We start from the raw sequence: 25,386 nt of genomic DNA, 5'->3' as shown, positions 1-25,386 counted from the left end.
GAATTAAACTTCGTAATGAATTACGTGTTCACTCTTGAGACTTGGTATTCATTTTTCGTCTTGCGACGTCAAGAATCCGTATCTTCGAGTGCCCACACAGATTGTCTGATAAATTGTTAAAGAGCAGTGCAACGCGGCTTTCGCTCACCGTTGCGAGGTGGCGTATATTACGCTTTCCTCTTTTTGAGTCAAGCCTTTATTTTCGCTTTCCTCACAGACTTCTTAATGAAGCCTTTCTGACCCGGCGGCCTGTATGCCGTTGTTCCGTGTCAGTGGTGGCGCATTATAGGGAGTTATTAGAGCCTGACAAGACCTAAATGCAAAAAAAAGCTCAACCGTTCACTTTTCAAACAACATTTGAACCAAAAGCCTATTTTCGCCTGGTTTTTAAACAAAAACGAGCCCATCAGGGCCCGTTTTATTCAAATTTGTGACTTACTGCACTGCCACAATACGATCATCATTGGCTTCAAGGCGAATCACTTTGCCAGGAACCAGTTCACCAGACAGGATTTGCTGCGCCAGTGGGTTTTCGATCTGCTGTTGAATAGCACGTTTTAACGGACGCGCCCCGTAGACCGGATCGTAACCGTTGGCGCTCAACAGTTTCAGCGCCTCGTCGGAGATATGGATTTCATAACCACGTTCTTCCAGACGTTTGTACAGACGCTGCAGCTGGATCTGAGCAATAGAAGCGATGTGTTGCTCACCTAACGGATGGAATACCACAACTTCATCAATACGGTTGATAAATTCCGGACGGAAGTTTTGGCTAACCACACCCAGCACCATCTCTTTCATTCGACCGTAATCCAGTTCGCCAAAGCGCTCCTGAATGAGATCGGAACCGAGGTTAGAAGTCATAATAACCACCGTATTACGGAAGTCGACCGTTCTCCCCTGCCCGTCAGTCAGCCGACCGTCGTCCAGCACCTGCAACAGAATGTTGAATACATCCGGATGCGCTTTTTCCACTTCATCCAACAAGATGACGGAATAAGGACGACGGCGCACCGCTTCCGTCAAATAACCGCCTTCTTCATAGCCGACATATCCCGGAGGCGCCCCGACCAAACGAGAAACGGAGTGTTTCTCCATAAACTCAGACATGTCGATACGCACCATCGCGTCGTCGCTGTCGAACATAAAGTTAGCCAGCGCTTTACACAGTTCGGTTTTACCGACCCCGGTCGGCCCAAGGAACAGGAAGGAACCAATCGGACGGTTCGGATCGGACAGCCCAGCACGGCTACGGCGAATCGCGTTAGATACCGCTTCAACCGCTTCGTTCTGCCCGATCACACGGCTGTGTAACTCTTGTTCCATACGCAACAGTTTTTCACGTTCGCCTTCCAGCATTCTGGCAACCGGAATACCGGTCCAGCGCGCCAGCACTTCGGCAATTTCCGCATCCGTTACTTTGTTACGTAACAGACGCATGGTTTTACCTTCCGACTGGGTCGCGGCTTCCAACTGTTTTTCCAGCTCCGGAATTTTGCCGTACTGCAGTTCAGACATTCGCGCCAGGTCGCCAACGCGACGCGCCTGCTCGATGGCGATCTTCGCCTGCTCCAGCTCCGCTTTAATAGTTTGCGTACCAGAGAGCGACGCTTTTTCCGCTTTCCACTCTTCTTCTAACTCAGAATACTGGCGCTCTTTGTCGTCCAGTTCTTCGTTGAGCATATCGAGACGTTTTTTACTCGCCTCGTCAGACTCTTTCATCAACGCCTGCTGTTCCAGTTTGAGCTGAATAATGCGGCGGTCGAGTCTGTCCAGCTCCTCCGGCTTAGAGTCAATCTGCATACGAATGCTGGATGCCGCTTCATCGATCAGGTCGATAGCTTTATCCGGCAACTGACGGTCGGCGATATAGCGGTGAGATAATGTTGCCGCCGCCACAATCGCCGGGTCAGTGATCTGCACATGGTGGTGCAGCTCGTAACGTTCTTTCAGGCCACGCAGAATAGCGATGGTATCTTCCACTGAAGGTTCTGCGACAAACACTTTTTGAAAACGACGTTCCAGCGCCGCGTCTTTTTCAATGTACTGACGGTATTCATCCAGCGTGGTGGCGCCCACACAGTGCAGTTCACCACGCGCCAGCGCCGGTTTCAGCATATTCCCGGCGTCCATGGCGCCATCGGCCTTACCTGCGCCAACCATGGTGTGCAGCTCGTCGATAAACAGGATGACGTTGCCTTCCTGTTTCGCCAGATCGTTCAGCACGCCTTTCAGACGCTCTTCAAATTCGCCGCGATATTTCGCCCCGGCCACCAGCGCGCCCATATCCAGCGCCAGTACGCGGCGACCTTTTAAGCCTTCAGGGACTTCACCGTTAATAATGCGCTGCGCCAGCCCTTCAACAATTGCCGTTTTACCGACCCCTGGCTCACCGATTAACACCGGGTTGTTTTTAGTACGACGTTGCAGTACCTGAATGGTACGGCGAATTTCTTCATCACGACCAATTACCGGGTCAAGCTTGCCTTGTTCAGCCCGCTCGGTCAGATCGACGGTATATTTTTTCAAGGCCTGACGTTGGTCTTCAGCCCCTTGATCGTTCACGCTTTCACCTCCGCGCATCTGTTCAATTGCCTGAGTGATATTGGCCGTGGTCGCACCGGCTGATTTCAGCAGATCGGTTAACGTGCCACGAGACTCAAGCGCCGCCAGAACAAACAGCTCTGACGAAATAAAATTGTCCCCCCGTTTTTGCGCCAGCTTGTCGCAAAGGTTCAGTACGCGTACCAGTTCCGAAGAAGGCTGTACGTCGCCGCCGGTGCCTTCCACCTGCGGTAAACGGCTCAGCGCCTGATCGATAGCGGTGCGCAACTGGCCAGCATTAATGCCGGCGGAGGTTAATAAAGGACGTATCGATCCCCCTTCCTGGTTCAGCAAGGCGCTCATTAAATGAAGAGGTTCGATGAATTGGTTGTCGTGCCCCAGCGCGAGCGACTGGGCATCGGCAAGAGCAAGCTGGAATTTGTTAGTAAGACGATCCAGACGCATAACTCCTCCCATAACAGGTCAAAATTGCTACTGGAGATTAAATGAGGTCATCCCTCAATTATTCAAGGTGAATGACCTGAATTATGTGAAAAGAAAGTTACCCGTACCGGATCGTCTTGATTCTTTAGGTTATATCAGCCAAATAAAACTTGCCATACGACCTGTCGTCTTGTCGCGACGATAAGAGAAGAAAGTCTCACTTTCGCTAAAGGTGCAGCGATCCCCGCCATAGACATGTTCAACGCCGGTATTCGCCAGACGTTGGCGTGCAAGCTGATAAATATCCGCCAGAAATTTTTCCCCGTGCGGCAAAAATGCGCTATCGGCTTGCGCATCTTTTGCTAAAAATGCGTCACGCACTTCCGGCCCCACTTCAAACGCGGTCGGGCCGATCGCCGGACCTAACCAGGCGATGATATTTTCTGGTTTGTCAGCAAAGCAGGTGACAGTTTCCTCCAGTACGCCTTCACATAATCCGCGCCAGCCCGCATGAGCCGCCGCCACTTCTGTTCCCTCACGGTTACAGAATAGCACAGGCAGGCAGTCTGCCGTCATTACCGCGCAGACGGTTCCTGGCGTATTGCTGTAAGACGCATCCGCACGTTTGGAGGCATAAGGTTCTCCGGTAAGCCTCAACACATTTTTACCGTGAACCTGTTCAAGCCAGACAGGTTTCGAAGGCAGATTGCCCGCCGCAAACAGACGCTTGCGGTTCTCTTCAACATGCTCCGGGTTATCGCCGCAATGCGCGCCCAGATTCAGCGAGTCGTAAGGCGGTAAACTCACCCCGCCAATACGGGTAGAACTACAGGCTGCGACGCCTTTCGGCAGCGGCCACTGCGGGACAATCAGTGCATTCATAACCAGTCCACATCATCTTTATGATCTTCGAAATCGACGCGCATCGCATCAATAAGGTCCACCATATCCTGTGGAATCGGCGCGTGCCACTCCATTTCGATACCCGATACAGGATGGTAGAGACGCAGCATCGTTGCATGAAGCGCCTGGCGGTCAAACTTACGCAGAGTGGAAATAAACTCTTCCGATGCGCCTTTCGGTGGACGTGGACGACCACCGTAGACCTGATCGCCCACTAACGGGTGCGTAATATGCGCCATATGCACGCGGATCTGGTGCGTACGCCCGGTCTCCAGACGCAACCTAAGACGCGTGTGCACACGGAAATGTTCCATAATGCGGTAGTGGGTCACCGCCGGTTTGCCCATGGGATGTACCGACATATGGGTACGTTTGGTCGGGTGACGACTAATGGGTTCATTCACCGTTCCTCCCGCCGTCATATGTCCGATCGCGACCGCTTCATATTCGCGGGTAATCTCGCGCAGCTGCAAAGACTCCACCAGGCGCGTTTGCGCCGGAACGGTTTTGGCCACCACCATCAGCCCCGTCGTGTCCTTATCCAGACGATGCACAATGCCCGCGCGCGGAACATCCGCAATCGGCGGATAATAATGTAGCAACGCGTTCAGTACCGTACCGTCCGGGTTACCCGCGCCAGGATGTACCACCAGATCGCGTGGTTTGTTGATAACCAGAATATCGTCATCTTCATAAACAATATCTAACGGGATATCCTGCGCTTCAAAACGAATCTCTTCGTCGATCTCCGCATCAATAGCCACCCGCTCGCCGCCTAACACTTTTTCTTTTGGCTTATCGCAAAGTTGACCATTGACCAACACGCGCTGATTCAAAATCCATTCTTTTATACGCGAACGTGAATAATCCGGGAACATTTCGGCCAAAGCCTGATCTAAGCGTTGACCGAGTTGGTTTTCGGAGACCGTTGCGGTGAGTTGTACTCGTTGTGCCATATACAGCTTCTTCGTTTAACGTTGGGTTTTACGGCTTTGCCGTTTAATATAGTGTGCTATTGTAGCTGGTCTTAACCGGGAGCAGGAACAGAGAATCTCCCGTAAAACATTTTGAGGAAAGTCAAAACGTCATGACGCGCATGAAATATCTGGTGGCAGCAGCCACGTTGAGCCTGTTTCTGGCGGGTTGCTCGGGTTCAAAGGAAGAGGTGCCCGATAATCCGCCGAATGAAATCTACGCGACTGCTCAGCAAAAGCTGCAGGACGGTAACTGGAAACAGGCAATAACGCAATTGGAAGCGTTAGATAATCGTTATCCATTCGGACCGTATTCTCAGCAGGTGCAGTTGGATCTTATCTACGCCTATTACAAAAACGCCGATTTGCCGCTAGCGCAGGCCGCCATCGATCGTTTTATGCGTCTTAATCCAACGCACCCTAATATTGACTATGTCATGTACATGCGCGGCCTGACGAACATGGCGCTGGATGATAGCGCGCTGCAAGGTTTCTTTGGCGTCGATCGCAGCGATCGCGATCCGCAACATGCGCGGGCGGCGTTCAATGACTTTTCGAAACTGGTACGCAGCTATCCTAATAGCCAGTACACCACCGACGCCACTAAGCGTCTGGTATTCCTGAAAGACCGTCTGGCGAAATATGAATATTCCGTCGCAGAGTACTATACCGCGCGCGGCGCATGGGTTGCGGTCGTAAACCGGGTAGAAGGTATGCTACGCAATTATCCTGATACGCAGGCCACGCGCGATGCGTTGCCGCTGATGGAAAACGCCTATCGTCAGATGCAGCTGAATGCGCAGGCTGACAAAGTCGCGAAAATTATTGCCGCTAACAGCAAAAACACCTGAAGCAATACAGACAAGCAAAACGGCAGCCTTCCGGCTGCCGTTTTTTTATTCGATATCTGATGCAACAGAAATGATTTCACTGCAACGCATCCAGTCAAATATGGCCTGCTTTCAGCCATTCCTCAAGTAAAAGATCGCTTCTTCCTGCGATGCCTCACAAAAAGTTCGCCTTGACAAAAAGTGACAAAATAATGTGATTCACATCACACATTTTGACATTAAGAACGGTATGCTGGAATCACCAAGACGGGAAAGACAAGAGGTAAAATTTATGACAATGAACATTACCAGTAAACAAATGGAAATTACTCCGGCAATCCGCCAACATGTCGCAGACCGTCTCGCCAAACTGGAAAAATGGCAAACTCACCTGATTAATCCTCATATCATTCTGTCTAAAGAGCCACAGGGCTTTATTGCTGACGCCACCATTAATACACCGAACGGACATCTGGTCGCCAGCGCAAAACACGAAGATATGTACACCGCTATTAATGAATTGATCAACAAGCTGGAACGGCAGCTCAATAAAGTGCAGCACAAAGGCGAAGCCCGTCGTGCCACCGCATCGGTGAAAGATGCCAGCTTCGTCGAAGCAGAAGAAGAGTAGTCCCTTACATTGAGTGTATCGCCAACGCGCCTTCGGGCGCGTTTTTTGTTGACAGGATTAAAACAGTACGAGTACTGTACTTACGTACACAAAGGAAACAGTTATGAAGCTCACCCGGTTTTTCTTCGCATTCTTTTTTATCTTCCCCTGACCGGGAGGCGTTTCGTCATGTGATAAAGAATGCGAAGACGAACAAGAAGGCCTCCCCCACCGGGAGGCCTTTTTTATTGATAACAAAAAAGGCAACACTATGACATCGGAAAACCCATTACTGGCGCTGCGAGATAAAATCAGCGCTTTAGACGAAGAGTTACTGGCCTTACTGGCAAAACGACGCGCGCTGGCGATTGAAGTGGGACAAGCAAAACTACTGTCGCATCGTCCGGTTCGGGATATCGATCGTGAACGCGCGCTGCTGGACAGGCTCATCCATCTCGGTAAAGCCCACCATCTCGACGCACACTACATTACCCGTCTGTTCCAGCTTATCATTGAAGACTCCGTGCTTACTCAGCAGGCGCTGCTGCAACAACATCTGAATAATACTCACCCTCATTCGGCACGTATTGCGTTTCTTGGGCCGAAAGGCTCCTATTCTCATCTCGCGGCGCGCCAGTATGCCGCACGCCATTTTGAGCAATTTATTGAGAGCGGTTGCGCAAAATTCACCGATATTTTTCATCAGGTCGAAACCGGCCAGGCCGATTACGCCGTGGTTCCGATAGAGAACACCAGCTCCGGCGCTATCAACGATGTGTACGACTTATTGCAACACACCAGTCTGTCGATTGTCGGTGAGATGACTGTCACTATCGATCACTGCGTGCTGGTTTCCGGCACTACGGATCTGAATACCATCGAAACGGTGTACAGCCATCCGCAGCCGTTTCAGCAGTGCAGTAAATTTTTGAGCCGCTATCCGCACTGGAAAATCGACTATACCGAGAGTACGTCGGCAGCGATGGAAAAAGTCGCGCAGGCGAACTCTCCGCGCGTCGCGGCGCTCGGCAGCGAGGCAGGTGGCATGTTGCACGGATTACAGGTGCTGGAACGCATCGCCGCAAACCAGACGCAGAATATCACCCGCTTTCTGGTACTGGCGCGCAAAGCCATCAACGTTTCCGATCAGGTTCCGGCAAAAACCACTCTGTTAATCGCCACCGGGCAGCAAGCTGGCGCGCTGGTCGAAGCGCTGCTGGTGCTGCGTAACCACAATCTCATCATGACGAAACTGGAGTCGCGCCCCATTCACGGCAATCCGTGGGAAGAGATGTTTTATCTCGATATTCAGGCGAACCTGGAGTCGCAGGTAATGCAAAGCGCGCTAAAAGAGCTGGGCGAGATCACGCGCTCAATGAAAGTGCTTGGCTGCTATCCCAGCGAAAACGTCGTGCCGGTAGAACCTGCCTGACGTTCAATAAAACGGCTTTTCTTCATCCCTGCGACGGCTACCTGCAGGGTGAAGATGGCGCCGGAGAGCGGATAATCCGCCACTTCCTGAGCAGACATATTTTCTCTGGTAGTTGTAATAAACAGCGTTTTCATATCTGCGCCGCCAAAGCAAACCATCGTCGGACAACGTACCGGCAACCGGTACTCTTCCAGCTGCTCTCCTTGCGGTGAGAAACGCGCCACGCGCCAGCCGTCAAACATCGCGCTCCAGTAGCACCCTTCGCTATCCATCGCCGCGCCGTCGGGAAGTCCTTCTCCTTCGCCAAAATGGCGAAAAAGTTCGCGCTTGCCCGGTTCGCCATGCTTATCAAGTAACGTGCGGTATATCACGCCATTCGGCGTATCGGAGGTATACATCCACTGGTTATTCGGGCTGAACGCCAGGCCGTTGTGTCCCTGGATATCGCACTGGATCACTTTTGCCGTCAGGTCATGATCGATCCGCATCAGCAACGCGCCATTATAGTCACCTGGCGCCCAGAACGTTCCGGCATAAAAACGTCCATCGCCATCAGTGCCGCCATCGTTGAAACGCGCCAGTTTCGTATTAGAGGGATTGTCGCAAACCTTACGCTGCAATAATCCATTTTTATCGGCCAGCCAGATAGCATGACGCATGGCCACAATAAATCCGCCCTGCTCACGCAAGGCAAAACAGCCCACCTCTTCCGGAAACGCCAGCACGCTATGCGTCCCGCTCGCCGGATGGTAACGATGGATCTCCTGTTCCAGGATATCGGTCCAATACAGCGCGCTTTCATCCTCGCTCCATGTGGGGCATTCTGGTAGATGTCCGACATAATCAAATAAAACGTGCGGCGTAGTCATAACGGTTCCTTAAACGAAAAAAGCCAGCAAAGCTGGCTTTTAGTATAGATGTCATCATTATGGTCGGCTGTCATTCGCCTGACGCAATAACACACGGCTTTCATTCTGGAAGCGTCTGGCATAATCGCCAAACCAGTGTTCAACTTTGCGAAAACTGTCGATAAAAGCCTGCTTATCACCCTGTTCCAGTAACCCGATAGCATCGCCAAAACGTTTATAGTAACGCTTGATAAGCGCCAGATTGCGCTCCGACGACATAATAATGTCCGCATACAGTTGCGGGTCCTGGGCGAACAGACGCCCGACCATCGCCAGCTCCAGTCGATAAATCGGCGATGATAGCGCCAGAAGCTGCTCAAGCTGGACGTTCTCTTCCGCCAGATGCAGCCCATAAGCGAAGGTAGCAAAATGGCGCAACGCCTGGATAAAAGCCATGTTCTGATCGTGCTCGACAGCGCTAATTCGATGCAACCGCGCGCCCCACACCTGGATTTGCTCAAGGAACCACTGATACGCTTCCGGTTGACGCCCGTCACACCAGACCACCACCTGCTTCGCCAGGCTCCCGCTGTCCGGACCAAACATCGGATGCAAGCCCAACACGGGGCCATCATGGGCCGCCAACATTGCCTGCAACGGACCGCTTTTTACCGATGCCAGATCGACCAGAATACAGTCAGACGGCAAGGGCGGCAGTTGCGCTATGACCTGTTCAGTAACATGAATCGGCACGCTGACGATCACCATTCCGGCATCTGCGACAATGTCCCTGGCGCGCGGCCAGTCCTGCTGTTCCAGAATACGGACCTGATAGCCCGACAGCGTGAGCATTTTTTCAAACAGACGCCCCATCTGTCCGCCGCCGCCCACAATGACGACCGGACGCAGAGAAGGACAAAGCGTTTTGAACCCCTTATCATTTTCGCTGGAGTAAGATTCACGCATTACCCGGCGCAGGACATCTTCAATGAGATCGGGCGGGACACCGATCGCTTCTGCTTCCGCCCGTCGTGAAGCCAGCATAGAGGCCTCACGCTCCGGCACGTAAATAGGCAGGCCAAAACGGCTTTTCACCTCGCCGACTTTGGCAACCAGTTCCAGGCGCTTAGCCAGTAAATTCAACAACACTTTATCGACATCATCTATTTGATCGCGTAATGCGGTCAATTCAGCAACCATAACAACCTCTTATGCGACGCGCACCGCCAGCTGGCCGCTCAAATCTTTATGAATTTCACGTAACAGGGCATCGGTCATCTCCCAGCTAATACAAGCATCGGTGACGGAAACGCCATACTTCATTTCGCTGCGCGGCTGTTCGGAAGACTGATTACCCTCATGAATATTACTTTCAATCATTAAGCCAATGATTGAACGATTGCCATCTTTAATCTGCGCAACCACAGATTCGGCAACGGCTGGCTGGCGGCGATAATCTTTATTGGAGTTACCATGACTGCAATCTACCATCAGCGAAGGACGTAGTCCCGCCTGTTCCATCTCTTTTTCACACTGAGCGACATCTGCCGGGCTATAGTTTGGCGCTTTGCCGCCACGCAGAATTACATGGCCATGCGGATTTCCCTGGGTTTGCAATAACGCAACCTGACCGGCCTGGTTAATGCCAACAAAACGATGAGGTTGCGCAGCGGCGCGCATGGCGTTAATCGCTGTCGCCAGGCTGCCATCCGTGCCGTTTTTAAAGCCGACCGGCATAGAAAGACCAGACGCCATTTCGCGGTGGGTTTGCGATTCTGTTGTGCGCGCACCTATCGCCGACCAGCTAAACAGATCGCCCAGGTATTGCGGGCTGTTCGGATCCAACGCTTCGGTCGCCAATGGCAACCCCATATTCACCAGTTCCACCAGTAGCTGACGCGCTATTTTCAACCCGGCTTCCACATCAAATGAGCCATCCATGTGAGGATCGTTAATCAGCCCTTTCCAGCCGACGGTAGTCCGCGGCTTTTCAAAATAGACGCGCATTACCAGATAGAGGCTATCGCTGACCTCTGCGGCAAGGGCTTTAAATCGACGGGCATATTCCAGAGCGGTTTCAGGATCGTGAATAGAACAAGGACCGCATACTACCAACAGACGCGGATCGCGCCCGGCAATAATGTCAGAAATGATTCCCCGGGACTGCGCTATCTGCGCTTCCTGCGCCAGACTCAACGGAAAGGCCGCTTTAAGCTGCTCCGGCGTCATTAATACCTGTTCATCGGTGATACGTACGTTATTCAGCGCGTCTTTTTGCATGATGGCGATCCTGTCTTTTCTTGTTTGCGATAGTTGATCCTCCACGAGGATGTTTAAACCATACCACAAAAAGTAAAGATTTCAATCCATATTACGTAAAATAAACTTTACACCATGCACAATCGTCGATTAAAACCCTTCATTTCGTATCAAAAACTTTACACAACAAGTGAATTATTTTATTCCCAGCCTCAGAAAAACGGTAAAATGAGCGATGCTCGCCATTTTTTGATTATCTTTTCTCCGCACACATATTTTTACTTTCTGATATAGGGTGATTAATACCATTATCACAAGAATTTAATATCAGGGATGCCACTTAAATTATTCATATTATCAATAAGAAATAATGACGATATGGCAAAATAATGTTATTTTGCTACAAACAATCACGGATGTATTTTAATGCTTTACGACTGAAGATGGTGGGGACTTGTTAATGCGTTTTTCTCACCGATTTATCCTTCTGTTATCGCTATTATTAGCAAGCTTGCCTCTGTATGCTCAACGCGTCACGGAAGAAGAGAAATCCGTACGCGCCATCGTCTCCGGTATCGTCAGTTATACACACTGGCCGGCGTTATCCGGGCCGCCAAGGCTATGCATATTTTCATCTGCGCGTTTTGTCAGGGTACTTAGCGAAGAGGCTGACTGGGCTTTCCCTTATCAACCGCTTGTCATCCGTACCACACAAGAAGCCCAGAGCGCCCGCTGTGATGGTTTTTACTTTGGCAATGAATCGCCAGCTTATCAGGTGGAGTTAACGCGTCATTATCCAGTTAATGCCTTGTTATTAATTGCCGAGCAAAATACCGAATGTATTATTGGCAGCGCATTTTGTCTGATCATTAACAATGATGAAGTCAAATTTTCCGTCAACCTGGACTCCCTCTCGCATAGCGGCGTGAGAGTGAATCCAGAAGTATTAATGCTTGCACGGAATCAAAAGCATGAATAAGGAATTTTCTCTGTCCAGACCAACATTTAAACGCACACTACGGCGGATTAGTATAATCAGCGTGCTGCTTACAATGACATTGATCTGGCTATTAATTTGCGTTGCGTCTGTCCTTACGCTCAAACAGTATGCGCAAAAGAATCTCGATTTGACCGCCGCCACAATGGCCCATAGCCTTGAAGCGGCACTGGTATTTTCCGATAACGCGGCCGCAGCGGAAACGCTTGCCACACTGGGACGCCAGGGACAATTTTCAGCGGCGGAGGTCCGCGATAAAAATGGCCGTACTATCGCCTCATGGCGCTATGATGCGCGAGCCGCAGACGATAAGCTCATCGGCTTAATTAGCCACTGGCTTTTTCCATTGCCGGTATCGCAACCCGTCTGGCACAACGGCAGGGCCATCGGCGAAGTACGGCTTGTCGCCCGCGACAGCCTTATTGGTCATTTTATCTGGTTATCGCTGGCAGTGCTGACAGGATGTATTCTGCTGGCATCCGGCATTGCCCTGCTGCTCACGCGTTATTTACACAATGGCGTTGTGGATGCGCTGCAAAATATTACTGAAGTTGTACACGACGTTCGCACTAACCGAAATTTTTCACGCCGGGTACCTGATGAGCGTATTGCGGAATTTCACCTGTTTGCGCAGGATTTCAATAGCCTTCTGGATGAGATGGAAGAATGGCAGCTACGGCTTCAGGCTAAAAATGCCCAGTTACTGCGTACCGCGCTGCACGATCCGCTGACGGGGCTTGCCAATCGCGCGGCATTTCGCAGCTGTATTAACGCGCTGATGAAGGACAATTCCGCTCGTAGCAGTTCGGCATTGTTATTTCTGGATGGTGATAACTTTAAATATATTAATGATACCTGGGGACATGCGGCAGGCGACCGCGTACTTATAGAGGTTGCCAAAAGATTAGCGGAATTCGGTGGTAGCCGTTATCAGACTTACCGACTCGGCGGCGATGAATTTGCGATGGTGCTTTACGATGTACATTCGGAATATGAAGTACAACGTATTTGCGCAGCGCTATCCCAGGCGTTTAATCGACCTTTTGAACTGCATAACGGCCAGCGGATAACGATGACCCTGAGTATTGGCTTTGCGCTGACATGGGAACATGCCACTGCCGAAAAACTACAAGAACTGGCCGATCGAAATATGTATCAGGCTAAACACCGGCGTGCGGAACGCTCGCTAAACTAAAGAACGGGCCTGGCCGTTTCTGACTCAGCGTTGAGACCACTGACCCAGACTAATCATGCAACCGTCTATGGCGTGGAGCAACCCATAAAAAAAGGGGCCAGCGTAATGCCAGCCCCTTCTTTTCTACAAGCTTTCGGATGTTGCGAAAGCGCGTTCTTAGTTAAGACGCTCTTTGATACGAGCCGCTTTACCAGTACGCTCACGCAGGTAGTACAGTTTAGCTTTACGAACAGCACCACGACGTTTAACAGCAATGCTGTCAACTACCGGAGAGTGAGTCTGGAAGACACGCTCAACGCCTTCGCCGTTGGAAATTTTACGAACAGTGAATGCAGAGTGCAGACCGCGGTTACGAATAGCGATAACCACGCCCTCGAATGCCTGCAGACGTTTCTTGGTACCTTCAACAACCCATACTTTCACTTCCACGGTATCGCCCGGACGGAAGGAAGGTACGTTCTGCTTCATCTGCTCTTGTTCAAGTTGCTTAATAATGTTGCTCATAATTTAATCTCTTATCCTGGGTAAACTGATATTCGGGGGCCTATGCCATCCCATCATGTTTATGCTGCTGTTGTGCGTGTTCTGTTTTGAACTCCGCCAGCAACCTTGCTTGCTCTTCAGTCAGAGCCAGGTTTTCCAGAAGTTCAGGTCTTCTAAGCCAGGTTCGGCCCAGCGACTGTTTCAAACGCCAGCGACGTATCTCGGCATGGTTTCCCGACAGCAATACTGGCGGTACTTCCATCCCCTCTAACACTTCAGGGCGCGTATAGTGCGGACAATCCAGCAACCCATCAGCAAACGAATCTTCGATTGCTGATGCTTCATGCCCCAGAACTCCCGGTATAAACCGGGCGACGGAGTCAATCAGCGTCATTGCCGGTAGTTCGCCACCGCTGAGAACGTAATCGCCAATTGACCATTCTTCGTCAATTTCGGTCTGAATTACGCGCTCATCTACGCCTTCGTAGCGACCACACACCAGAATAAGTTTCTGATTCGTGGCCAGCTCGCTAACGCCCGCTTGATCAAGCTTGCGTCCCTGAGGCGACAGATAAATCACTTTAGCGCCTTCACCTGCCGCGGCTTTTGCTGCGTGAATGGCGTCCCGCAAGGGTTGCACCATCATTAACATCCCTGGTCCGCCGCCGTAAGGACGGTCGTCCACGGTACGGTGCCGGTCATGCGTGAAGTCGCGAGGACTCCAGCTCTGGATGTTCAGCAGGCCATTTTTTACTGCCCGGCCAGTTACCCCGTAATCGGTAATTGCGCGGAACATTTCAGGAAACAGGCTAACGATGCCAATAAACACAAGCCAATCCCCATAACGCCATTTATTACCGTTTATTCGGTGGTTTAAAAACCAGGATCCCAGTCTACTTCGATAGTACGAGTAGCGAGATCGACTTTCTTGATAACCTGCCCATCGAGGAACGGTACTAGTCGTTCCTTGATACCAAATGCATCTTTCAGGTTCGCCTTAATGACGAGAACGTCATTCGACCCGGTTTCCATCATGTCGATAACTTTACCGAGATCGTAGCCTTCAGCGGTGACTACCTGGCAACCCATCAGGTCTTTCCAGTAATAGTCTCCCTCCTCAAGCGCAGGAAGTTGCGAGGAATCCACGACAATTTCGCAATTGGTCAGAAGATTCGCTGCATCTCGATCGTCAACGCCTTTCAGCTTGATGATCAGATCCTGATTGTGGTGCTTCCAGCTTTCCAGCTGTACCTGCTGCCACTGACCCGCCTTCTGGATAAACCAGGGCTGATAGTCAAAAATGCTTTCGGCGTCTTCAGTGGAGGAAAACACTCTGAGCCAACCACGGATACCGTATGAAGAACCCATTTTCCCCAGTACAACCGGTTCAGCGGGTACTTGTGCGGCGAGTTGCTTGCTCATCATGACCACCGTGACAGATTAAGCTGCTTTTTTTACTTCTTTGATCAGCGCCGCAACGCGATCGGAAATGGTTGCGCCCTGGCCAACCCAGTGAGCGATGCGATCCAGATCCAGGCGGGTGCCTTCTTCTTTTTCGCTAGCGATTGGGTTGAAGAAACCAACGCGCTCAATGAAGCGACCGTTGCGTGCATTACGGCTATCGGTGACAACAACCTGGTAGAACGGACGCTTTTTAGCGCCGTGACGAGCTAAACGAATAGTTACCATAACATCCTCTTGTGTGAATAAAACAACCGGGCCCCATCGAGGAACGGAGCCCGGCGTCATATTAAAAGCCCGAAAATTTTACTGATTTCTGGGAAAAAAGCAATCAACAGTTAATAACTCTGCTGTAGAAGGCCGTCGGCGGCGCAGCGAGTTCGGTGCCGGCGTGCGCGCAGCCACCGCAGCGTACACGCAGTACGTGAGGATGGCGAGCACACCCCGGTGCCGAAATAGCAAGTGAGCCAGGCAGGGAAATTAGCGGCCAGGGAAGCCTGGCGGCATCATCCCCTTCATACTCCGCATCATCTTCGCCATCCCGCCCTTCTTCATCTTCTTCATCATGCGCTGCATGTCGTCGAACTGTTTCAGAAGGCGGTTAACGTCCTGCACCTGCATCCCACAGCCCTGCGCGATACGACGCTTGCGGGAACCTTTGATGATTTCCGGCTTCGCGCGCTCTTTCAGCGTCATCGAATTGATGATCGCTTCCATACGCACCAGCACCTTGTCATCCATCTGCGATTTAACGTTGTCCGGAATCTGCCCCATGCCCGGTAATTTGCCCATCAGACTGGCCATACCGCCCATGTTTTTCATCTGTTTGAGCTGTTCCAGGAAGTCGTTCAGGTCGAAACCGTCGCCTTTCTTCAGTTTGGTCGCCAGCTTCTCAGCCTGTGCGCGGTCAACTTTGCTTTCGATATCTTCGATAAGAGACAGTACGTCGCCCATGCCGAGAATACGCGAGGCGATACGATCTGGGTGGAACGGCTCCAGCGCGTCGGTTTTCTCGCCGACACCGAGGAATTTAATCGGCTTGCCGGTGATATGACGAATAGAGAGCGCCGCACCGCCACGCGCATCACCATCAACTTTGGTCAGCACCACGCCGGTTAACGGCAGCGCTTCGTTAAAGGCTTTTGCGGTATTCGCCGCATCCTGACCGGTCATCGCATCGACGACAAACAGCGTTTCTACTGGCTTGATAGAAGCGTGGACCTGTTTGATTTCGTCCATCATCGCTTCGTCAACGTGCAGACGACCGGCGGTATCCACCAGCAGCACGTCGTAGAATTTGAGCTTCGCTTCTTTCAGCGCGGCGTTGACGATATCAACCGGTTTCTGGCCGACATCAGACGGGAAGAAATCCACGCCAACCTGCTCAGCCAGCGTTTCGAGCTGTTTGATCGCCGCCGGGCGATAGACGTCGGCAGAGACGACCAGCACTTTCTTCTTGTGCTTCTCGCGCAAGAATTTCCCCAGCTTACCGACGCTGGTGGTTTTACCCGCCCCCTGCAGACCCGCCATCAATACTACGGCTGGCGGCTGCGCAGCTAAATTCAGCGTCTGGTTCTCTTCGCCCATTGCCGCAACCAGTTCGCTACGGACAATCTTGACGAACTCCTGCCCTGGGGTCAGGCTCTTGTTAACTTCATGACCAACCGCTTTCTCTTTTACGCGATTGATGAACTCACGCACTACCGGCAGCGCAACGTCAGCCTCCAGCAGCGCCATGCGCACTTCGCGCAGCGTCTCTTTAACGTTGTCTTCAGTAAGGCGCCCACGGCCACTGATATTGCGCAGCGTGCGCGACAAACGATCGGTTAAATTATCAAACATTGTCTCTCGCCTGGGGTGGAAACGGTTGGTCGCCGCAGCGACACAGTTACAGAATTTCGCCACAGTATACCATGAAGCCGTCTTTGTTGTTATGCAACGGTTGGAGCTGCGGTCACGTAACGCTATACTGCTTCTCTTTCTCACTGGTCAACTGTCGACACAACTATGCCCGTTTTTGCTTTACTTGCCCTTGTCGCCTACTCCTTCAGCCTCGCGCTGATCGTTCCCGGACTGTTGCAAAAAAACAGCGGCTGGCGGCGTATGGCTATTCTTTCTGCGGTCATCGCGCTGGTGTGCCATGCTGTCGCGCTGGAATCGCGTATTCTGCCCGGCGGCGACAGTGGACAAAACCTGAGCCTGCTGAATGTCGGTTCGCTGGTCAGCCTGATGATCTGCACGGTGATGACCATTGTCGCGTCGCGTAATCGCGGCTGGCTACTTCTACCCATTGTCTATGCTTTTGCGCTGATTAACCTGGCCTTCGCCACGTTTATGCCTAATGAATATATTACGCATCTGGAAGCGACCCCAGGCATGATGGTGCACATCGGTCTGTCGCTTTTCTCTTACGCGACGCTGATAATCGCCGCGCTGTATGCGCTACAACTGGCGTGGATCGACTATCAGTTGAAGAACAAAAAGCTGGCGTTTAGTAATGAAATGCCGCCATTGATGAGCATTGAGCGCAAAATGTTTCATATCACGCAGATTGGCGTCGTACTGCTGACCCTTACTCTGTGTACCGGCCTGTTTTACATGCATAACCTGTTCAGTACTGAAAATATTGATAAAGCCGTGCTCTCTATCGTGGCATGGTTTGTCTATATCGTTCTGCTGTGGGGGCATTACCATGAAGGCTGGCGGGGTCGGCGGGTCGTGTGGTTTAACGTCGCAGGCGCGGGTATTCTGACGCTGGCCTATTTTGGTAGCCGCATATTACAGCAATTTGTAAGCTAAGCTTTTAAAGGAGTTTCCCCTGGAACACATCTCCACCACCACGCTGATTATCATATTAATCATCATGGTGGTCATCTCGGCCTATTTTTCCGGTTCCGAAACTGGAATGATGACGCTAAACCGTTACCGTTTACGCCATATGGCGAAGCAAGGTAATCGCTCGGCAAAACGGGTAGAAAAATTATTGCGTAAACCCGATCGACTGATAAGCCTGGTGCTGATCGGCAATAACCTGGTCAACATTCTTGCCTCGGCGCTCGGCACGATTGTGGGTATGCGGCTTTACGGCGACGCCGGCGTGGCTATCGCCACCGGGGTACTGACGTTTGTCGTGTTAGTTTTTGCCGAAGTCCTGCCCAAAACTATCGCCGCGCTCTATCCGGAAAAAGTGGCCTATCCCAGCAGCTTCCTGCTGGCGCCGTTACAGATACTGATGATGCCGCTGGTATGGTTACTTAACACCATCACCCGCCTGCTGATGCGTCTGATGGGAATTAAAACGGACATCGTGGTCAGCGGGTCGTTAAGCAAAGAGGAATTACGCACTATCGTGCATGAATCCCGTTCGCAAATCTCTCGCCGCAATCAGGATATGCTGCTGTCGGTTCTCGACCTGGAAAAGGTCAGCGTGGATGACATCATGGTGCCGCGTAATGAAATTATCGGGATCGATATCAATGACGACTGGAAGTCTATCGAGCGGCAGCTCACCCACTCGCCGCACGGACGCATTGTGCTCTATCGCGATTCGCTGGATGACGCCATCAGTATGCTGCGCGTGCGCGAAGCCTGGCGGTTAATGGCCGAGAAAAAAGAGTTCACCAAAGAGATGATGCTGCGCGCCGCCGATGAAATCTATTACGTCCCGGAAGGTACGCCGCTCAGTACGCAACTGATTAAATTTCAGCGCAATAAAAAGAAAGTCGGACTGGTCGTCAACGAATATGGCGATATCCAGGGGCTGGTCACCGTGGAAGATATTCTCGAGGAGATCGTTGGCGACTTCACCACATCGATGTCGCCGACACTGGCGGAAGAGGTCACGCCGCAAAACGACGGTTCGGTCATTATTGACGGTACCGCCAACGTCCGGGAAATCAATAAAGCGTTTAACTGGCACCTGCCGGAAGATGACGCGCGCACCGTCAACGGGGTGATTCTGGAGGCGCTGGAGGAAATTCCGGTTGCTGGCACGCGCGTGCGCATTGAGCAGTACGATATCGATATTCTCGATGTACAGGAAAATATGATTAAGCAGGTAAAGGTTGTACCGGTAAAGCCGCTGCGCGAGAGTGTGGCGGAGTAACACAATGGCGAACTCCGGTTCGCCTTTTTTATCGCCGTCTTTTAAGATTCCATCAATTCCTGCCATTTACTTAACAATGCAATAATGTCTTTTCAGGCATTCAGAAAGGATATTGATGTTATGTCAGAAGATTATGTAATTGAATGGGATAAGAATTTTGCAGACGACCTCAACGTCGTCGCCAACGTTTTTTTATCGCACAACCCAACCTTATGGCCCACTATTTTCTCTCAACTTTCGACGCAACCTGAAATCTTTGAAGACGAAGATGAAGACGAATATGGGTTGCAGGACGTCCTGGATTGTAGCGGTGGCGATCTCGGAAATAACGAGCTGGCACAGGCATTTTTACAAGTTCTACGCGGCGAAGGATTTATTCACCTCGTTGACTGGAAAGGTGAAGATGAAGAAGGCGAACTGGCTAATTTTGCCGCAGATCGCTTTTATGAACTCACAAAAAACCTGACGGATTCTGAGGAATTAAGAAATCTTCTTGTCGAAATAACCCAAGAGGATGAAATCTCCGATGTCTGTGAAGCCGGGGACCGTTACCTTGACGAGATCTTTGAACGCATCCAGACCGAACTCAATAAGAGGGGCTTCCAGATTTTTGATCTGAATGAAGGATCTGACACCTATAATGTGGTCGTTCTGCCAATGAGCGAATATAAAAAAATAGAGGATTTCAACACGCCGTGGCTGGAAGTGCAGGATTTTTTAAGCTAAAAAAATGGCCGACTTTACATCGGCCATCAGACTTTTACTTCGCCTTCGCTACCGTCACCATCGCCGCGCGAATGGTACGACCGTTCAGCGTATAGCCTTTCTGCATAATACCCAGCACATTGCCTGCCGGAACCTCTTCCGACTCCACCATCGCAATCGCCTGATGCACGTTCGGGTCCAGCGGCACGTTGGTCTCAGCAATCACTTCCACGCCGAACTTACGCACCACATCCAGCATAGACTTCAGCGTCAGCTCAATCCCTTCGACCATTGCCGCCATATCCGGATTGGCTTTGTCTGCGACTTCCAGCGCGCGATCCAGGCTATCGATTACCGGCAGCAATTCGTTGACGAACTTCTCGAGAGCGAATTTATGCGCTTTTTCGATATCCTGTTCAGTACGACGGCGCAGGTTTTCCATTTCCGCTTTGATACGCAACACGGTGTCGCGTTCGCGAATCTGGGCTTCTGCAAGCTGAACTTCCAGATTCGCAATTTTTTCATCGCGCGGATCCACCTGCTCAGCAGAATCGTTTGGTTCAACTGCCTCAACCTCTTCGTGCTGATCCATGATAATTTCTTCCGGGGCTTGCCCCTCAGGCGTTTTCTGTTCTTTACTACTCATGAATTTCTCCGCGTTTTTTTTCGCATTCATCTCGCTAACTTCGCTTATTATGGGGATCAGATTCAGGGTTTCAAGGGAAGTACTCACATTGTCATCAATCTTCGCTACAAGGACCTCAGAAAAATGAATAATCATTTCAAGTGTATCGGCATTGTGGGGCATCCGCGTCATCCCACCGCACTCACGACACATGAAATGCTCTACCGTTGGCTATGCGATCAGGGTTATGAGGTCATTGTGGAGCAACAAATCGCCCACGAATTACAGCTAAAAAATGTGCCAACCGGCACGCTGGCGGAAATTGGTCAACAGGCGGATCTGGCGGTAGTCGTGGGCGGCGACGGCAATATGCTTGGCGCAGCGCGTACGCTGGCGCGTTATGACATCAATGTGATTGGCATTAACCGCGGTAATCTTGGCTTCCTGACCGATCTCGATCCGGACAACGCCCTGCAACAATTATCTGATGTGCTGGAAGGGCGCTATATCTCCGAAAAACGTTTTCTGCTGGAAGCGCAGGTCTGCCAACAGGACCGCCAGAAGCGTATCAGCACAGCCATTAATGAAGTGGTGCTGCATCCGGGAAAAGTGGCGCATATGATCGAATTCGAGGTTTATATTGATGAAACCTTCGCTTTTTCACAGCGGTCTGATGGTTTGATCATTTCTACGCCGACCGGCTCCACCGCCTATTCGCTCTCCGCAGGCGGCCCTATTCTGACCCCTTCACTGGATGCAATCACCCTGGTGCCGATGTTCCCGCATACCTTGTCGGCGCGCCCGTTAGTCATTAACAGCAGTAGCACGATTCGTCTGCGTTTTTCGCATCGCCGTAGCGATCTGGAAATTAGCTGCGACAGCCAGATAGCGCTGCCTATTCAGGAAGGAGAAGATGTGCTGATTCGCCGCTGCGATTACCATCTCAACCTCATACATCCCAAAGACTATAGCTATTTCAATACATTAAGCACAAAACTCGGTTGGTCAAAAAAATTATTCTAATTTTACGTTAGCCTCTTTACTGTATAAAAAACCAGTTTATACTGTATTTAATTACAGTCATGGTTTTTCATACAGGAAAACAGCTATGTTGGCGCAACTGACCATCAGCAATTTTGCTATCGTTCGTGAGCTTGAGATCGATTTTCAGAGCGGAATGACCGTCATTACTGGTGAAACCGGCGCGGGTAAATCTATTGCGATTGATGCCCTGGGTCTGTGTCTGGGCGGTCGCGCTGAGGCCGATATGGTCCGTACCGGAGCGACCCGCGCCGATTTGTGTGCCCGCTTTGCACTGAAAGACACGCCTGCGGCATTGCGCTGGCTGGAAGAAAACCAGCTTGAAGAAGGTCGCGAATGCTTACTTCGCCGCGTTATCAGCAGCGATGGTCGCTCACGGGGCTTTATTAACGGCACCGCTGTGCCCCTGTCTCAATTGCGTGAGCTCGGTCAGTTGCTGATTCAAATTCACGGTCAACATGCGCACCAGCAGCTTACCAAACCCGAACAGCAAAAATCGCTGCTGGATAGCTATGCCAACGAAGCCGCTTTAGCGCAGCAGATGGCTGCCCGCTACCAATTATGGCATCAAAGCTGCCGCGATCTCGCCCATCACCAACAACAAAGCCAGGAACGCGCCGCGCGCGCGGAACTGCTGCAATATCAGTTAAAAGAGTTGAACGACTTTAATCCGCAGGCCGGCGAATTCGAGCAAATTGACGAAGAGTACAAACGGCTGGCCAACAGCGGGCAGTTGCTTACGACCAGCCAGAACGCTCTGGCGCTACTCGCGGACGGCGAAGACGTTAATCTGCAAAGCCAGTTATATAGCGCAAAACAACTGGTTAGCGAGCTGGTGGGTATGGACAGCAAGCTTTCCGGCATCCTGGATATGCTGGAAGAAGCCACTATCCAACTCACCGAAGCCAGCGATGAATTACGCCACTATTGCGAGCGTCTGGATTTAGACCCCAATCGCCTGTTTGAGCTTGAACAGCGCATCGCTAAACAAATTTCGCTGGCGCGAAAACATCATGTCAGCCCGGAAGCGCTGCCGCAGCTTTATCAGTCACTGCTCGAAGAACAGCAGCAGCTCGACGATCAGGCCGATTCGCTGGAAACGCTAACGCTGGCGGTTAATAAGCATCACCAACAAGCGCTGGAAACGGCGCAAGCGCTGCATCAACAGCGTCAGTTTTACGCCCAGGAGCTGGGGCAGTTGATCACTGAAAGTATGCATTTACTTTCGATGCCGCACGGTCTGTTTACTATCGACGTGAAATTTGATGAGCATCATCTGAGCAACGACGGCGCCGATCGCGTGGAGTTTAAAGTGACGACAAACCCGGGTCAGCCGCTGCAGCCTATCGCTAAAGTCGCGTCTGGCGGTGAACTGTCGCGCATTGCGCTGGCTATTCAGGTGATTACCGCGCGCAAAATGGAAACGCCGGCGCTAATTTTTGACGAGGTCGATGTTGGCATCAGCGGCCCAACTGCCGCCGTGGTCGGTAAACTCCTGCGTCAGCTTGGCGAATCCACTCAGGTGATGTGCGTCACTCACCTGCCACAGGTAGCCGGGTGCGGTCACCAGCACTTCTTTGTCAGTAAAGAAACAGACGGGGCAATGACCGAAACCCATATGCAACCGTTGGATAAACGTGCGCGTTTACAGGAACTGGCCCGCCTGTTGGGAGGAAGTGAAGTTACGCGTAATACGCTGGCAAACGCAAAAGAACTGCTGGCGGCGTAAACTTTTTTATCTCCCGAAGGTCTGAGTTCACAACAAAAACGCCGTAAGACCCGACAGCAAAAGGTTTTAAAGTGATGAAAGGTCTATTATCATCGGCATATTAATATGAGCCACGTACTGCTCAGGCCCGAAAAGGAACCCAATCACTATGCGCTGTAAAACGCTGACTGCTGCCGCAGCAGTACTCCTGATGTTGACCGCAGGCTGTTCCACTCTGGAGCGAGTGGTTTACCGACCTGACATCAATCAGGGGAACTATCTTACACCTACGGATGTCGCCAAAGTGCGTGTTGGTATGACGCAACAACAGGTTGCGTATGCTTTAGGCACGCCGATGATGACCGATCCTTTTGGTACGAACACCTGGTTTTATGTCTTCCGCCAGCAGCCAGGACATGAGAACGTGACGCAGCAGACTCTGACACTCACCTTTAACAGCAGCGGCGTGTTAACCAATATTGATAACAAACCGGCGTTGACGAAGTAATTTTGTGATACCGCCTGATGAGGTTACGTTCATCAGGCCTGCAAACCTCTCCCCCGCCATTTGGTACGAATTTGCCTGATGGCGCTACGTTTATCTGGCTTACAGGCACGCCTGTGCTTCAGGTGTGGTACGGCTTCCACACCGTTATCCGGCAAAAGAGGCTAATTATCTGCCAGCCGATTTTTCGGCGCGCTGGCGGCGTAACGCTTTTGGATCGGCGATTAAGGGACGGTAAATTTCAACCCGATCGCCATCCTGCACCGTATCGGTGAGTTTTACCGGACGACTATAGATACCCACTTTATTTTTCGCCAGATCGATATCCGTGCGCAATTCCAGCAAGCCGGAAGCGCGAATCGCCTCTTCGACCGTCGCGCCCTCCTCCAGCGTTACGCGCTGCAAATACTGCTTTTCCGGCAGCGCATAAGCCACTTCAACCACAAGTTTATCCGGCACGGTAAACCTCTTTGGCGCGAACCGTAAACGCCTGCACCATGTTGGACGCTAACTCTTTGAATATACGACCAAACGCCAGCTCAATGAGTTTATTGGTAAACTCAAAATCAAGCTGAAACTCAATGCGGCACGCCTCGGGGCTGAGCGGGGTAAATTTCCAGCCGCCGATCAGCTTTTTAAAAGGGCCATCCACCAAATGCATCAGAATGCTCTGGTTACGCGTTAGCTGATTACGCGTCGTAAACGTCTTGCTGATACCCGCCTTCGACACGTCAACAGCCGCCGTCATCTGTGCTGGCGATGACTCCAGGACACGACTGCCAACACACCCAGGCAAAAACTGGGGATACGATTGCACGTCATTCACTAACTGATACATCTGTTCCGCACTGTAGGGGACTAAAGCAGTCCGACTAATCTGAGGCATAGCAATTCCCATCAACATAAATCGTGTAAATAATACCACTTATCAGCGAGTAAAAAAAATGCTGTCCCCAACCGTCATGCCTTAATTGTGCGTGCATAGCCCAACTCATGCTAAGATAGATTTTTGCACCTCATCAGGACGTAATGGGGTGTTTTCGATATCAGATTACCTATGAATTCACGACACTTATGACGAAGAAAAAAGCACATAAACCGGGCTCAGCCACCATCGCGCTGAATAAGCGCGCCCGGCACGAATACTTTATCGAAGAAGAGTTCGAGGCTGGTCTCGCCCTGCAAGGCTGGGAAGTAAAATCTCTGCGCGCAGGAAAAGCCAATATCGGCGACAGTTACGTTATCCTCAAAGATGGCGAGGCCTGGCTGTTTGGCGCAAACTTTACGCCGATGGCGGTCGCCTCGACACATGTTGTATGCGACCCAACCCGAACCCGCAAACTGTTGTTAAATCAGCGTGAGCTTGATTCGCTGTATGGCCGTATTAATCGTGAAGGTTATACTGTCGTCGCGCTTTCTCTGTACTGGAAAAATGCCTGGTGCAAAGTGAAGATCGGCGTGGCGAAAGGTAAAAAACAACATGATAAACGTTCCGATCTTAAAGAACGTGAGTGGCAACTGGATAAAGCACGCATTATGAAAAATGCAGGCCGATAATAGACATTTTTTGTGACCAGCTTCTCAGTATGAAGCTGGTCAATATTCATATCTCATTCATGCCTTGAAAATATATTCTCTGTGTCTGACGCTTATCAATAGCAATAAATACCACAACAAGAATATATTCTTCGTTTAAAAAATTTTTATAGCCTAATAA

27 protein-coding genes and 1 other annotated feature are annotated in these 25,386 nt (G+C 51.1%); of the genes, 13 read left to right on the top strand and 14 right to left on the bottom strand.

The features are described from left to right. Positions 1-435: 435 nt before the first annotated feature. The 3 genes from clpB to rluD form a co-directional block, all read right to left on the bottom strand. Positions 436-3,009 carry an ATP-dependent chaperone ClpB gene (gene clpB, locus ABVN36_RS21995; RefSeq protein ID WP_001235092.1) on the bottom strand — a complete coding sequence of 858 codons (2,574 nt, stop codon included), beginning with the start codon at positions 3,007-3,009 and terminating at the stop codon, positions 436-438. Positions 3,010-3,138: 129 nt separating this feature from the next. Beyond that, positions 3,139-3,870: a purine nucleoside phosphorylase YfiH gene (gene yfiH / locus ABVN36_RS21990; RefSeq protein WP_000992639.1), complete on the bottom strand. Its 732-nt coding sequence runs from the start codon at positions 3,868-3,870 to the stop codon at positions 3,139-3,141. Further along, positions 3,867-4,847: a 23S rRNA pseudouridine(1911/1915/1917) synthase RluD gene (gene rluD, locus ABVN36_RS21985; RefSeq protein WP_023138905.1), complete on the bottom strand. Its 981-nt coding sequence runs from the start codon at positions 4,845-4,847 to the stop codon at positions 3,867-3,869. Before rluD ends, yfiH begins: the two co-directional genes overlap by 4 nt. A gap of 131 nt (positions 4,848-4,978) precedes the next feature. On the opposite strand from rluD, the gene bamD reads away from it, so the two are divergent. The 4 genes from bamD (at position 4,979) to pheA (ending at position 7,737) form a co-directional block, all read left to right on the top strand. Then, positions 4,979-5,716: an outer membrane protein assembly factor BamD gene (bamD, locus tag ABVN36_RS21980; RefSeq protein WP_000197660.1), complete on the top strand. Its 738-nt coding sequence runs from the start codon at positions 4,979-4,981 to the stop codon at positions 5,714-5,716. A gap of 271 nt (positions 5,717-5,987) precedes the next feature. Next, positions 5,988-6,326 (top strand): ribosome-associated translation inhibitor RaiA, encoded by a 339-nt coding sequence (raiA, locus tag ABVN36_RS21975; protein ID WP_000178449.1) that lies wholly within the window; start codon positions 5,988-5,990, stop codon positions 6,324-6,326. Positions 6,327-6,428: 102 nt separating this feature from the next. Next, positions 6,429-6,554: a sequence feature (Phe leader region), on the top strand. After that, complete coding sequence (gene pheL / locus ABVN36_RS21970; RefSeq protein WP_010989056.1) at positions 6,430-6,477, top strand: pheA operon leader peptide PheL; 48 nt, start codon at positions 6,430-6,432, stop codon at positions 6,475-6,477. Its footprint overlaps the feature before it by 48 nt. 22 nt (positions 6,555-6,576) lie before the next feature. Beyond that, positions 6,577-7,737, top strand: coding sequence for a bifunctional chorismate mutase/prephenate dehydratase (gene pheA / locus ABVN36_RS21965; RefSeq protein ID WP_001619571.1), 1,161 nt, complete (start codon positions 6,577-6,579; stop codon positions 7,735-7,737). Here pheA and ABVN36_RS21960 read toward each other — a convergent pair. The 3 genes from ABVN36_RS21960 to aroF are packed head-to-tail and all read right to left on the bottom strand — an operon-like array spanning position 7,698 to position 10,865. Then, a complete protein-coding gene (locus ABVN36_RS21960) occupies positions 7,698-8,606 on the bottom strand; it encodes an SMP-30/gluconolactonase/LRE family protein (RefSeq protein ID WP_000210993.1) in 909 nt (302 codons plus the stop codon). The two genes, pheA and ABVN36_RS21960, sit on opposite strands and share 40 nt — an antisense overlap. A 57-nt stretch (positions 8,607-8,663) precedes the next feature. Then, complete coding sequence (gene tyrA, locus ABVN36_RS21955; RefSeq protein WP_393923699.1) at positions 8,664-9,785, bottom strand: bifunctional chorismate mutase/prephenate dehydrogenase; 1,122 nt, start codon at positions 9,783-9,785, stop codon at positions 8,664-8,666. A 9-nt stretch (positions 9,786-9,794) separates the two neighbouring features. Beyond that, positions 9,795-10,865: a 3-deoxy-7-phosphoheptulonate synthase AroF gene (aroF, locus tag ABVN36_RS21950; protein WP_001168062.1), complete on the bottom strand. Its 1,071-nt coding sequence runs from the start codon at positions 10,863-10,865 to the stop codon at positions 9,795-9,797. A 439-nt stretch (positions 10,866-11,304) separates the two neighbouring features. On the opposite strand from aroF, the gene ABVN36_RS21945 reads away from it, so the two are divergent. After that, the gene (locus ABVN36_RS21945; protein ID WP_023138906.1) at positions 11,305-11,823 is read left to right on the top strand and encodes a YfiR family protein; all 519 of its coding nucleotides are present in this window, start codon (positions 11,305-11,307) and stop codon (positions 11,821-11,823) included. Continuing rightward, a complete protein-coding gene (dgcN, locus tag ABVN36_RS21940) occupies positions 11,816-13,036 on the top strand; it encodes a diguanylate cyclase DgcN (RefSeq protein ID WP_001030985.1) in 1,221 nt (406 codons plus the stop codon). The genes ABVN36_RS21945 and dgcN overlap by 8 nt, the downstream gene beginning before the upstream one ends. A gap of 156 nt (positions 13,037-13,192) precedes the next feature. Here dgcN and rplS read toward each other — a convergent pair whose 3' ends face one another. The 5 genes from rplS to ffh form a co-directional block, all read right to left on the bottom strand. Continuing rightward, a complete protein-coding gene (rplS, locus tag ABVN36_RS21935; protein WP_000065257.1) occupies positions 13,193-13,540 on the bottom strand; it encodes a 50S ribosomal protein L19 in 348 nt (115 codons plus the stop codon). 40 nt (positions 13,541-13,580) lie between these two features. Then, positions 13,581-14,348, bottom strand: a complete 768-nt coding sequence (gene trmD, locus ABVN36_RS21930) for a tRNA (guanosine(37)-N1)-methyltransferase TrmD (protein ID WP_000469813.1) — start codon at positions 14,346-14,348, stop codon at positions 13,581-13,583. 44 nt (positions 14,349-14,392) lie between these two features. Next, positions 14,393-14,941, bottom strand: coding sequence for a ribosome maturation factor RimM (gene rimM, locus ABVN36_RS21925; protein WP_000043266.1), 549 nt, complete (start codon positions 14,939-14,941; stop codon positions 14,393-14,395). Positions 14,942-14,959: 18 nt separating this feature from the next. Beyond that, positions 14,960-15,208, bottom strand: a complete 249-nt coding sequence (gene rpsP / locus ABVN36_RS21920; RefSeq protein ID WP_000256453.1) for a 30S ribosomal protein S16 — start codon at positions 15,206-15,208, stop codon at positions 14,960-14,962. A 252-nt stretch (positions 15,209-15,460) separates the two neighbouring features. After that, positions 15,461-16,822: a signal recognition particle protein gene (ffh, locus tag ABVN36_RS21915; RefSeq protein ID WP_000460052.1), complete on the bottom strand. Its 1,362-nt coding sequence runs from the start codon at positions 16,820-16,822 to the stop codon at positions 15,461-15,463. Positions 16,823-16,987: 165 nt separating this feature from the next. On the opposite strand from ffh, the gene ABVN36_RS21910 reads away from it, so the two are divergent. The 3 genes from ABVN36_RS21910 to ABVN36_RS21900 all read left to right on the top strand — a co-directional run bounded on the left by ABVN36_RS21910 (position 16,988) and on the right by ABVN36_RS21900 (position 19,811). Continuing rightward, the gene (locus ABVN36_RS21910; protein WP_001537507.1) at positions 16,988-17,779 is read left to right on the top strand and encodes an inner membrane protein YpjD; all 792 of its coding nucleotides are present in this window, start codon (positions 16,988-16,990) and stop codon (positions 17,777-17,779) included. Between the two features lie 19 nt (positions 17,780-17,798). Next, positions 17,799-19,085: an HlyC/CorC family transporter gene (locus ABVN36_RS21905; protein WP_127172650.1), complete on the top strand. Its 1,287-nt coding sequence runs from the start codon at positions 17,799-17,801 to the stop codon at positions 19,083-19,085. 120 nt (positions 19,086-19,205) lie between these two features. Beyond that, complete coding sequence (locus ABVN36_RS21900; protein ID WP_001287923.1) at positions 19,206-19,811, top strand: hypothetical protein; 606 nt, start codon at positions 19,206-19,208, stop codon at positions 19,809-19,811. Between the two features lie 34 nt (positions 19,812-19,845). On the opposite strand, the gene grpE is transcribed toward ABVN36_RS21900, so the two are convergent. Further along, on the bottom strand, positions 19,846-20,436 hold the full coding sequence (gene grpE, locus ABVN36_RS21895) for a nucleotide exchange factor GrpE (protein WP_023138907.1): 591 nt from the start codon (positions 20,434-20,436) through the stop codon (positions 19,846-19,848). Positions 20,437-20,559: 123 nt separating this feature from the next. Here grpE and nadK point away from each other — a divergent pair, with 123 nt between their 5' ends. The 3 genes from nadK (at position 20,560) to bamE (ending at position 23,672) form a co-directional block, all read left to right on the top strand. Continuing rightward, positions 20,560-21,438: an NAD(+) kinase gene (gene nadK / locus ABVN36_RS21890; protein WP_001059155.1), complete on the top strand. Its 879-nt coding sequence runs from the start codon at positions 20,560-20,562 to the stop codon at positions 21,436-21,438. A gap of 85 nt (positions 21,439-21,523) precedes the next feature. Next, positions 21,524-23,185 (top strand): DNA repair protein RecN, encoded by a 1,662-nt coding sequence (recN, locus tag ABVN36_RS21885; protein ID WP_000880965.1) that lies wholly within the window; start codon positions 21,524-21,526, stop codon positions 23,183-23,185. A gap of 148 nt (positions 23,186-23,333) precedes the next feature. Then, entirely contained in the window at positions 23,334-23,672 is a 339-nt protein-coding gene (bamE, locus tag ABVN36_RS21880) for an outer membrane protein assembly factor BamE (RefSeq protein WP_001203445.1), read from the top strand. A gap of 165 nt (positions 23,673-23,837) precedes the next feature. On the opposite strand, the gene ABVN36_RS21875 is transcribed toward bamE, so the two are convergent. Together ABVN36_RS21875 and ABVN36_RS21870 are read right to left on the bottom strand one after the other, a co-directional pair. Then, a complete protein-coding gene (locus tag ABVN36_RS21875) occupies positions 23,838-24,128 on the bottom strand; it encodes an RnfH family protein (RefSeq protein WP_001112990.1) in 291 nt (96 codons plus the stop codon). Then, positions 24,118-24,555, bottom strand: coding sequence for a type II toxin-antitoxin system RatA family toxin (locus ABVN36_RS21870; RefSeq protein ID WP_001537508.1), 438 nt, complete (start codon positions 24,553-24,555; stop codon positions 24,118-24,120). The genes ABVN36_RS21875 and ABVN36_RS21870 overlap by 11 nt, the downstream gene beginning before the upstream one ends. Positions 24,556-24,743: 188 nt before the next feature. On the opposite strand from ABVN36_RS21870, the gene smpB reads away from it, so the two are divergent. After that, entirely contained in the window at positions 24,744-25,226 is a 483-nt protein-coding gene (gene smpB, locus ABVN36_RS21865) for an SsrA-binding protein SmpB (protein ID WP_001518569.1), read from the top strand. The last annotated feature ends 160 nt before the right edge of the window (positions 25,227-25,386 follow it).

The organism is Salmonella sp. SJTUF15581, from assembly GCF_043356775.1.
Lineage (GTDB): Bacteria > Pseudomonadota > Gammaproteobacteria > Enterobacterales > Enterobacteriaceae > Salmonella > Salmonella enterica.
Note: the sequence above shows the minus strand (reverse complement) of the source record. Positions and strands in the feature narration are given on the sequence as shown.

Coding starts and splice junctions, on each gene's coding strand:
- raiA (WP_000178449.1), top strand. CDS start 5,988: ATGACAATGAACATTACCAGTAAACAAATGGAAATTACTCCGGCAATC.
- nadK (WP_001059155.1), top strand. CDS start 20,560: ATGAATAATCATTTCAAGTGTATCGGCATTGTGGGGCATCCGCGTCAT.
- smpB (WP_001518569.1), top strand. CDS start 24,744: ATGACGAAGAAAAAAGCACATAAACCGGGCTCAGCCACCATCGCGCTG.
- rluD (WP_023138905.1), bottom strand. CDS start 4,847: ATGGCACAACGAGTACAACTCACCGCAACGGTCTCCGAAAACCAACTC.
- clpB (WP_001235092.1), bottom strand. CDS start 3,009: ATGCGTCTGGATCGTCTTACTAACAAATTCCAGCTTGCTCTTGCCGAT.
- dgcN (WP_001030985.1), top strand. CDS start 11,816: ATGAATAAGGAATTTTCTCTGTCCAGACCAACATTTAAACGCACACTA.
- ABVN36_RS21910 (WP_001537507.1), top strand. CDS start 16,988: ATGCCCGTTTTTGCTTTACTTGCCCTTGTCGCCTACTCCTTCAGCCTC.
- grpE (WP_023138907.1), bottom strand. CDS start 20,436: ATGAGTAGTAAAGAACAGAAAACGCCTGAGGGGCAAGCCCCGGAAGAA.
- aroF (WP_001168062.1), bottom strand. CDS start 10,865: ATGCAAAAAGACGCGCTGAATAACGTACGTATCACCGATGAACAGGTA.
- rimM (WP_000043266.1), bottom strand. CDS start 14,941: ATGAGCAAGCAACTCGCCGCACAAGTACCCGCTGAACCGGTTGTACTG.
- rpsP (WP_000256453.1), bottom strand. CDS start 15,208: ATGGTAACTATTCGTTTAGCTCGTCACGGCGCTAAAAAGCGTCCGTTC.
- ABVN36_RS21945 (WP_023138906.1), top strand. CDS start 11,305: ATGCGTTTTTCTCACCGATTTATCCTTCTGTTATCGCTATTATTAGCA.
- ABVN36_RS21870 (WP_001537508.1), bottom strand. CDS start 24,555: ATGCCTCAGATTAGTCGGACTGCTTTAGTCCCCTACAGTGCGGAACAG.
- ABVN36_RS21960 (WP_000210993.1), bottom strand. CDS start 8,606: ATGACTACGCCGCACGTTTTATTTGATTATGTCGGACATCTACCAGAA.
- recN (WP_000880965.1), top strand. CDS start 21,524: ATGTTGGCGCAACTGACCATCAGCAATTTTGCTATCGTTCGTGAGCTT.
- rplS (WP_000065257.1), bottom strand. CDS start 13,540: ATGAGCAACATTATTAAGCAACTTGAACAAGAGCAGATGAAGCAGAAC.
- bamE (WP_001203445.1), top strand. CDS start 23,334: ATGCGCTGTAAAACGCTGACTGCTGCCGCAGCAGTACTCCTGATGTTG.
- bamD (WP_000197660.1), top strand. CDS start 4,979: ATGACGCGCATGAAATATCTGGTGGCAGCAGCCACGTTGAGCCTGTTT.
- pheA (WP_001619571.1), top strand. CDS start 6,577: ATGACATCGGAAAACCCATTACTGGCGCTGCGAGATAAAATCAGCGCT.
- ffh (WP_000460052.1), bottom strand. CDS start 16,822: ATGTTTGATAATTTAACCGATCGTTTGTCGCGCACGCTGCGCAATATC.
- tyrA (WP_393923699.1), bottom strand. CDS start 9,785: ATGGTTGCTGAATTGACCGCATTACGCGATCAAATAGATGATGTCGAT.
- yfiH (WP_000992639.1), bottom strand. CDS start 3,870: ATGAATGCACTGATTGTCCCGCAGTGGCCGCTGCCGAAAGGCGTCGCA.
- ABVN36_RS21900 (WP_001287923.1), top strand. CDS start 19,206: ATGTCAGAAGATTATGTAATTGAATGGGATAAGAATTTTGCAGACGAC.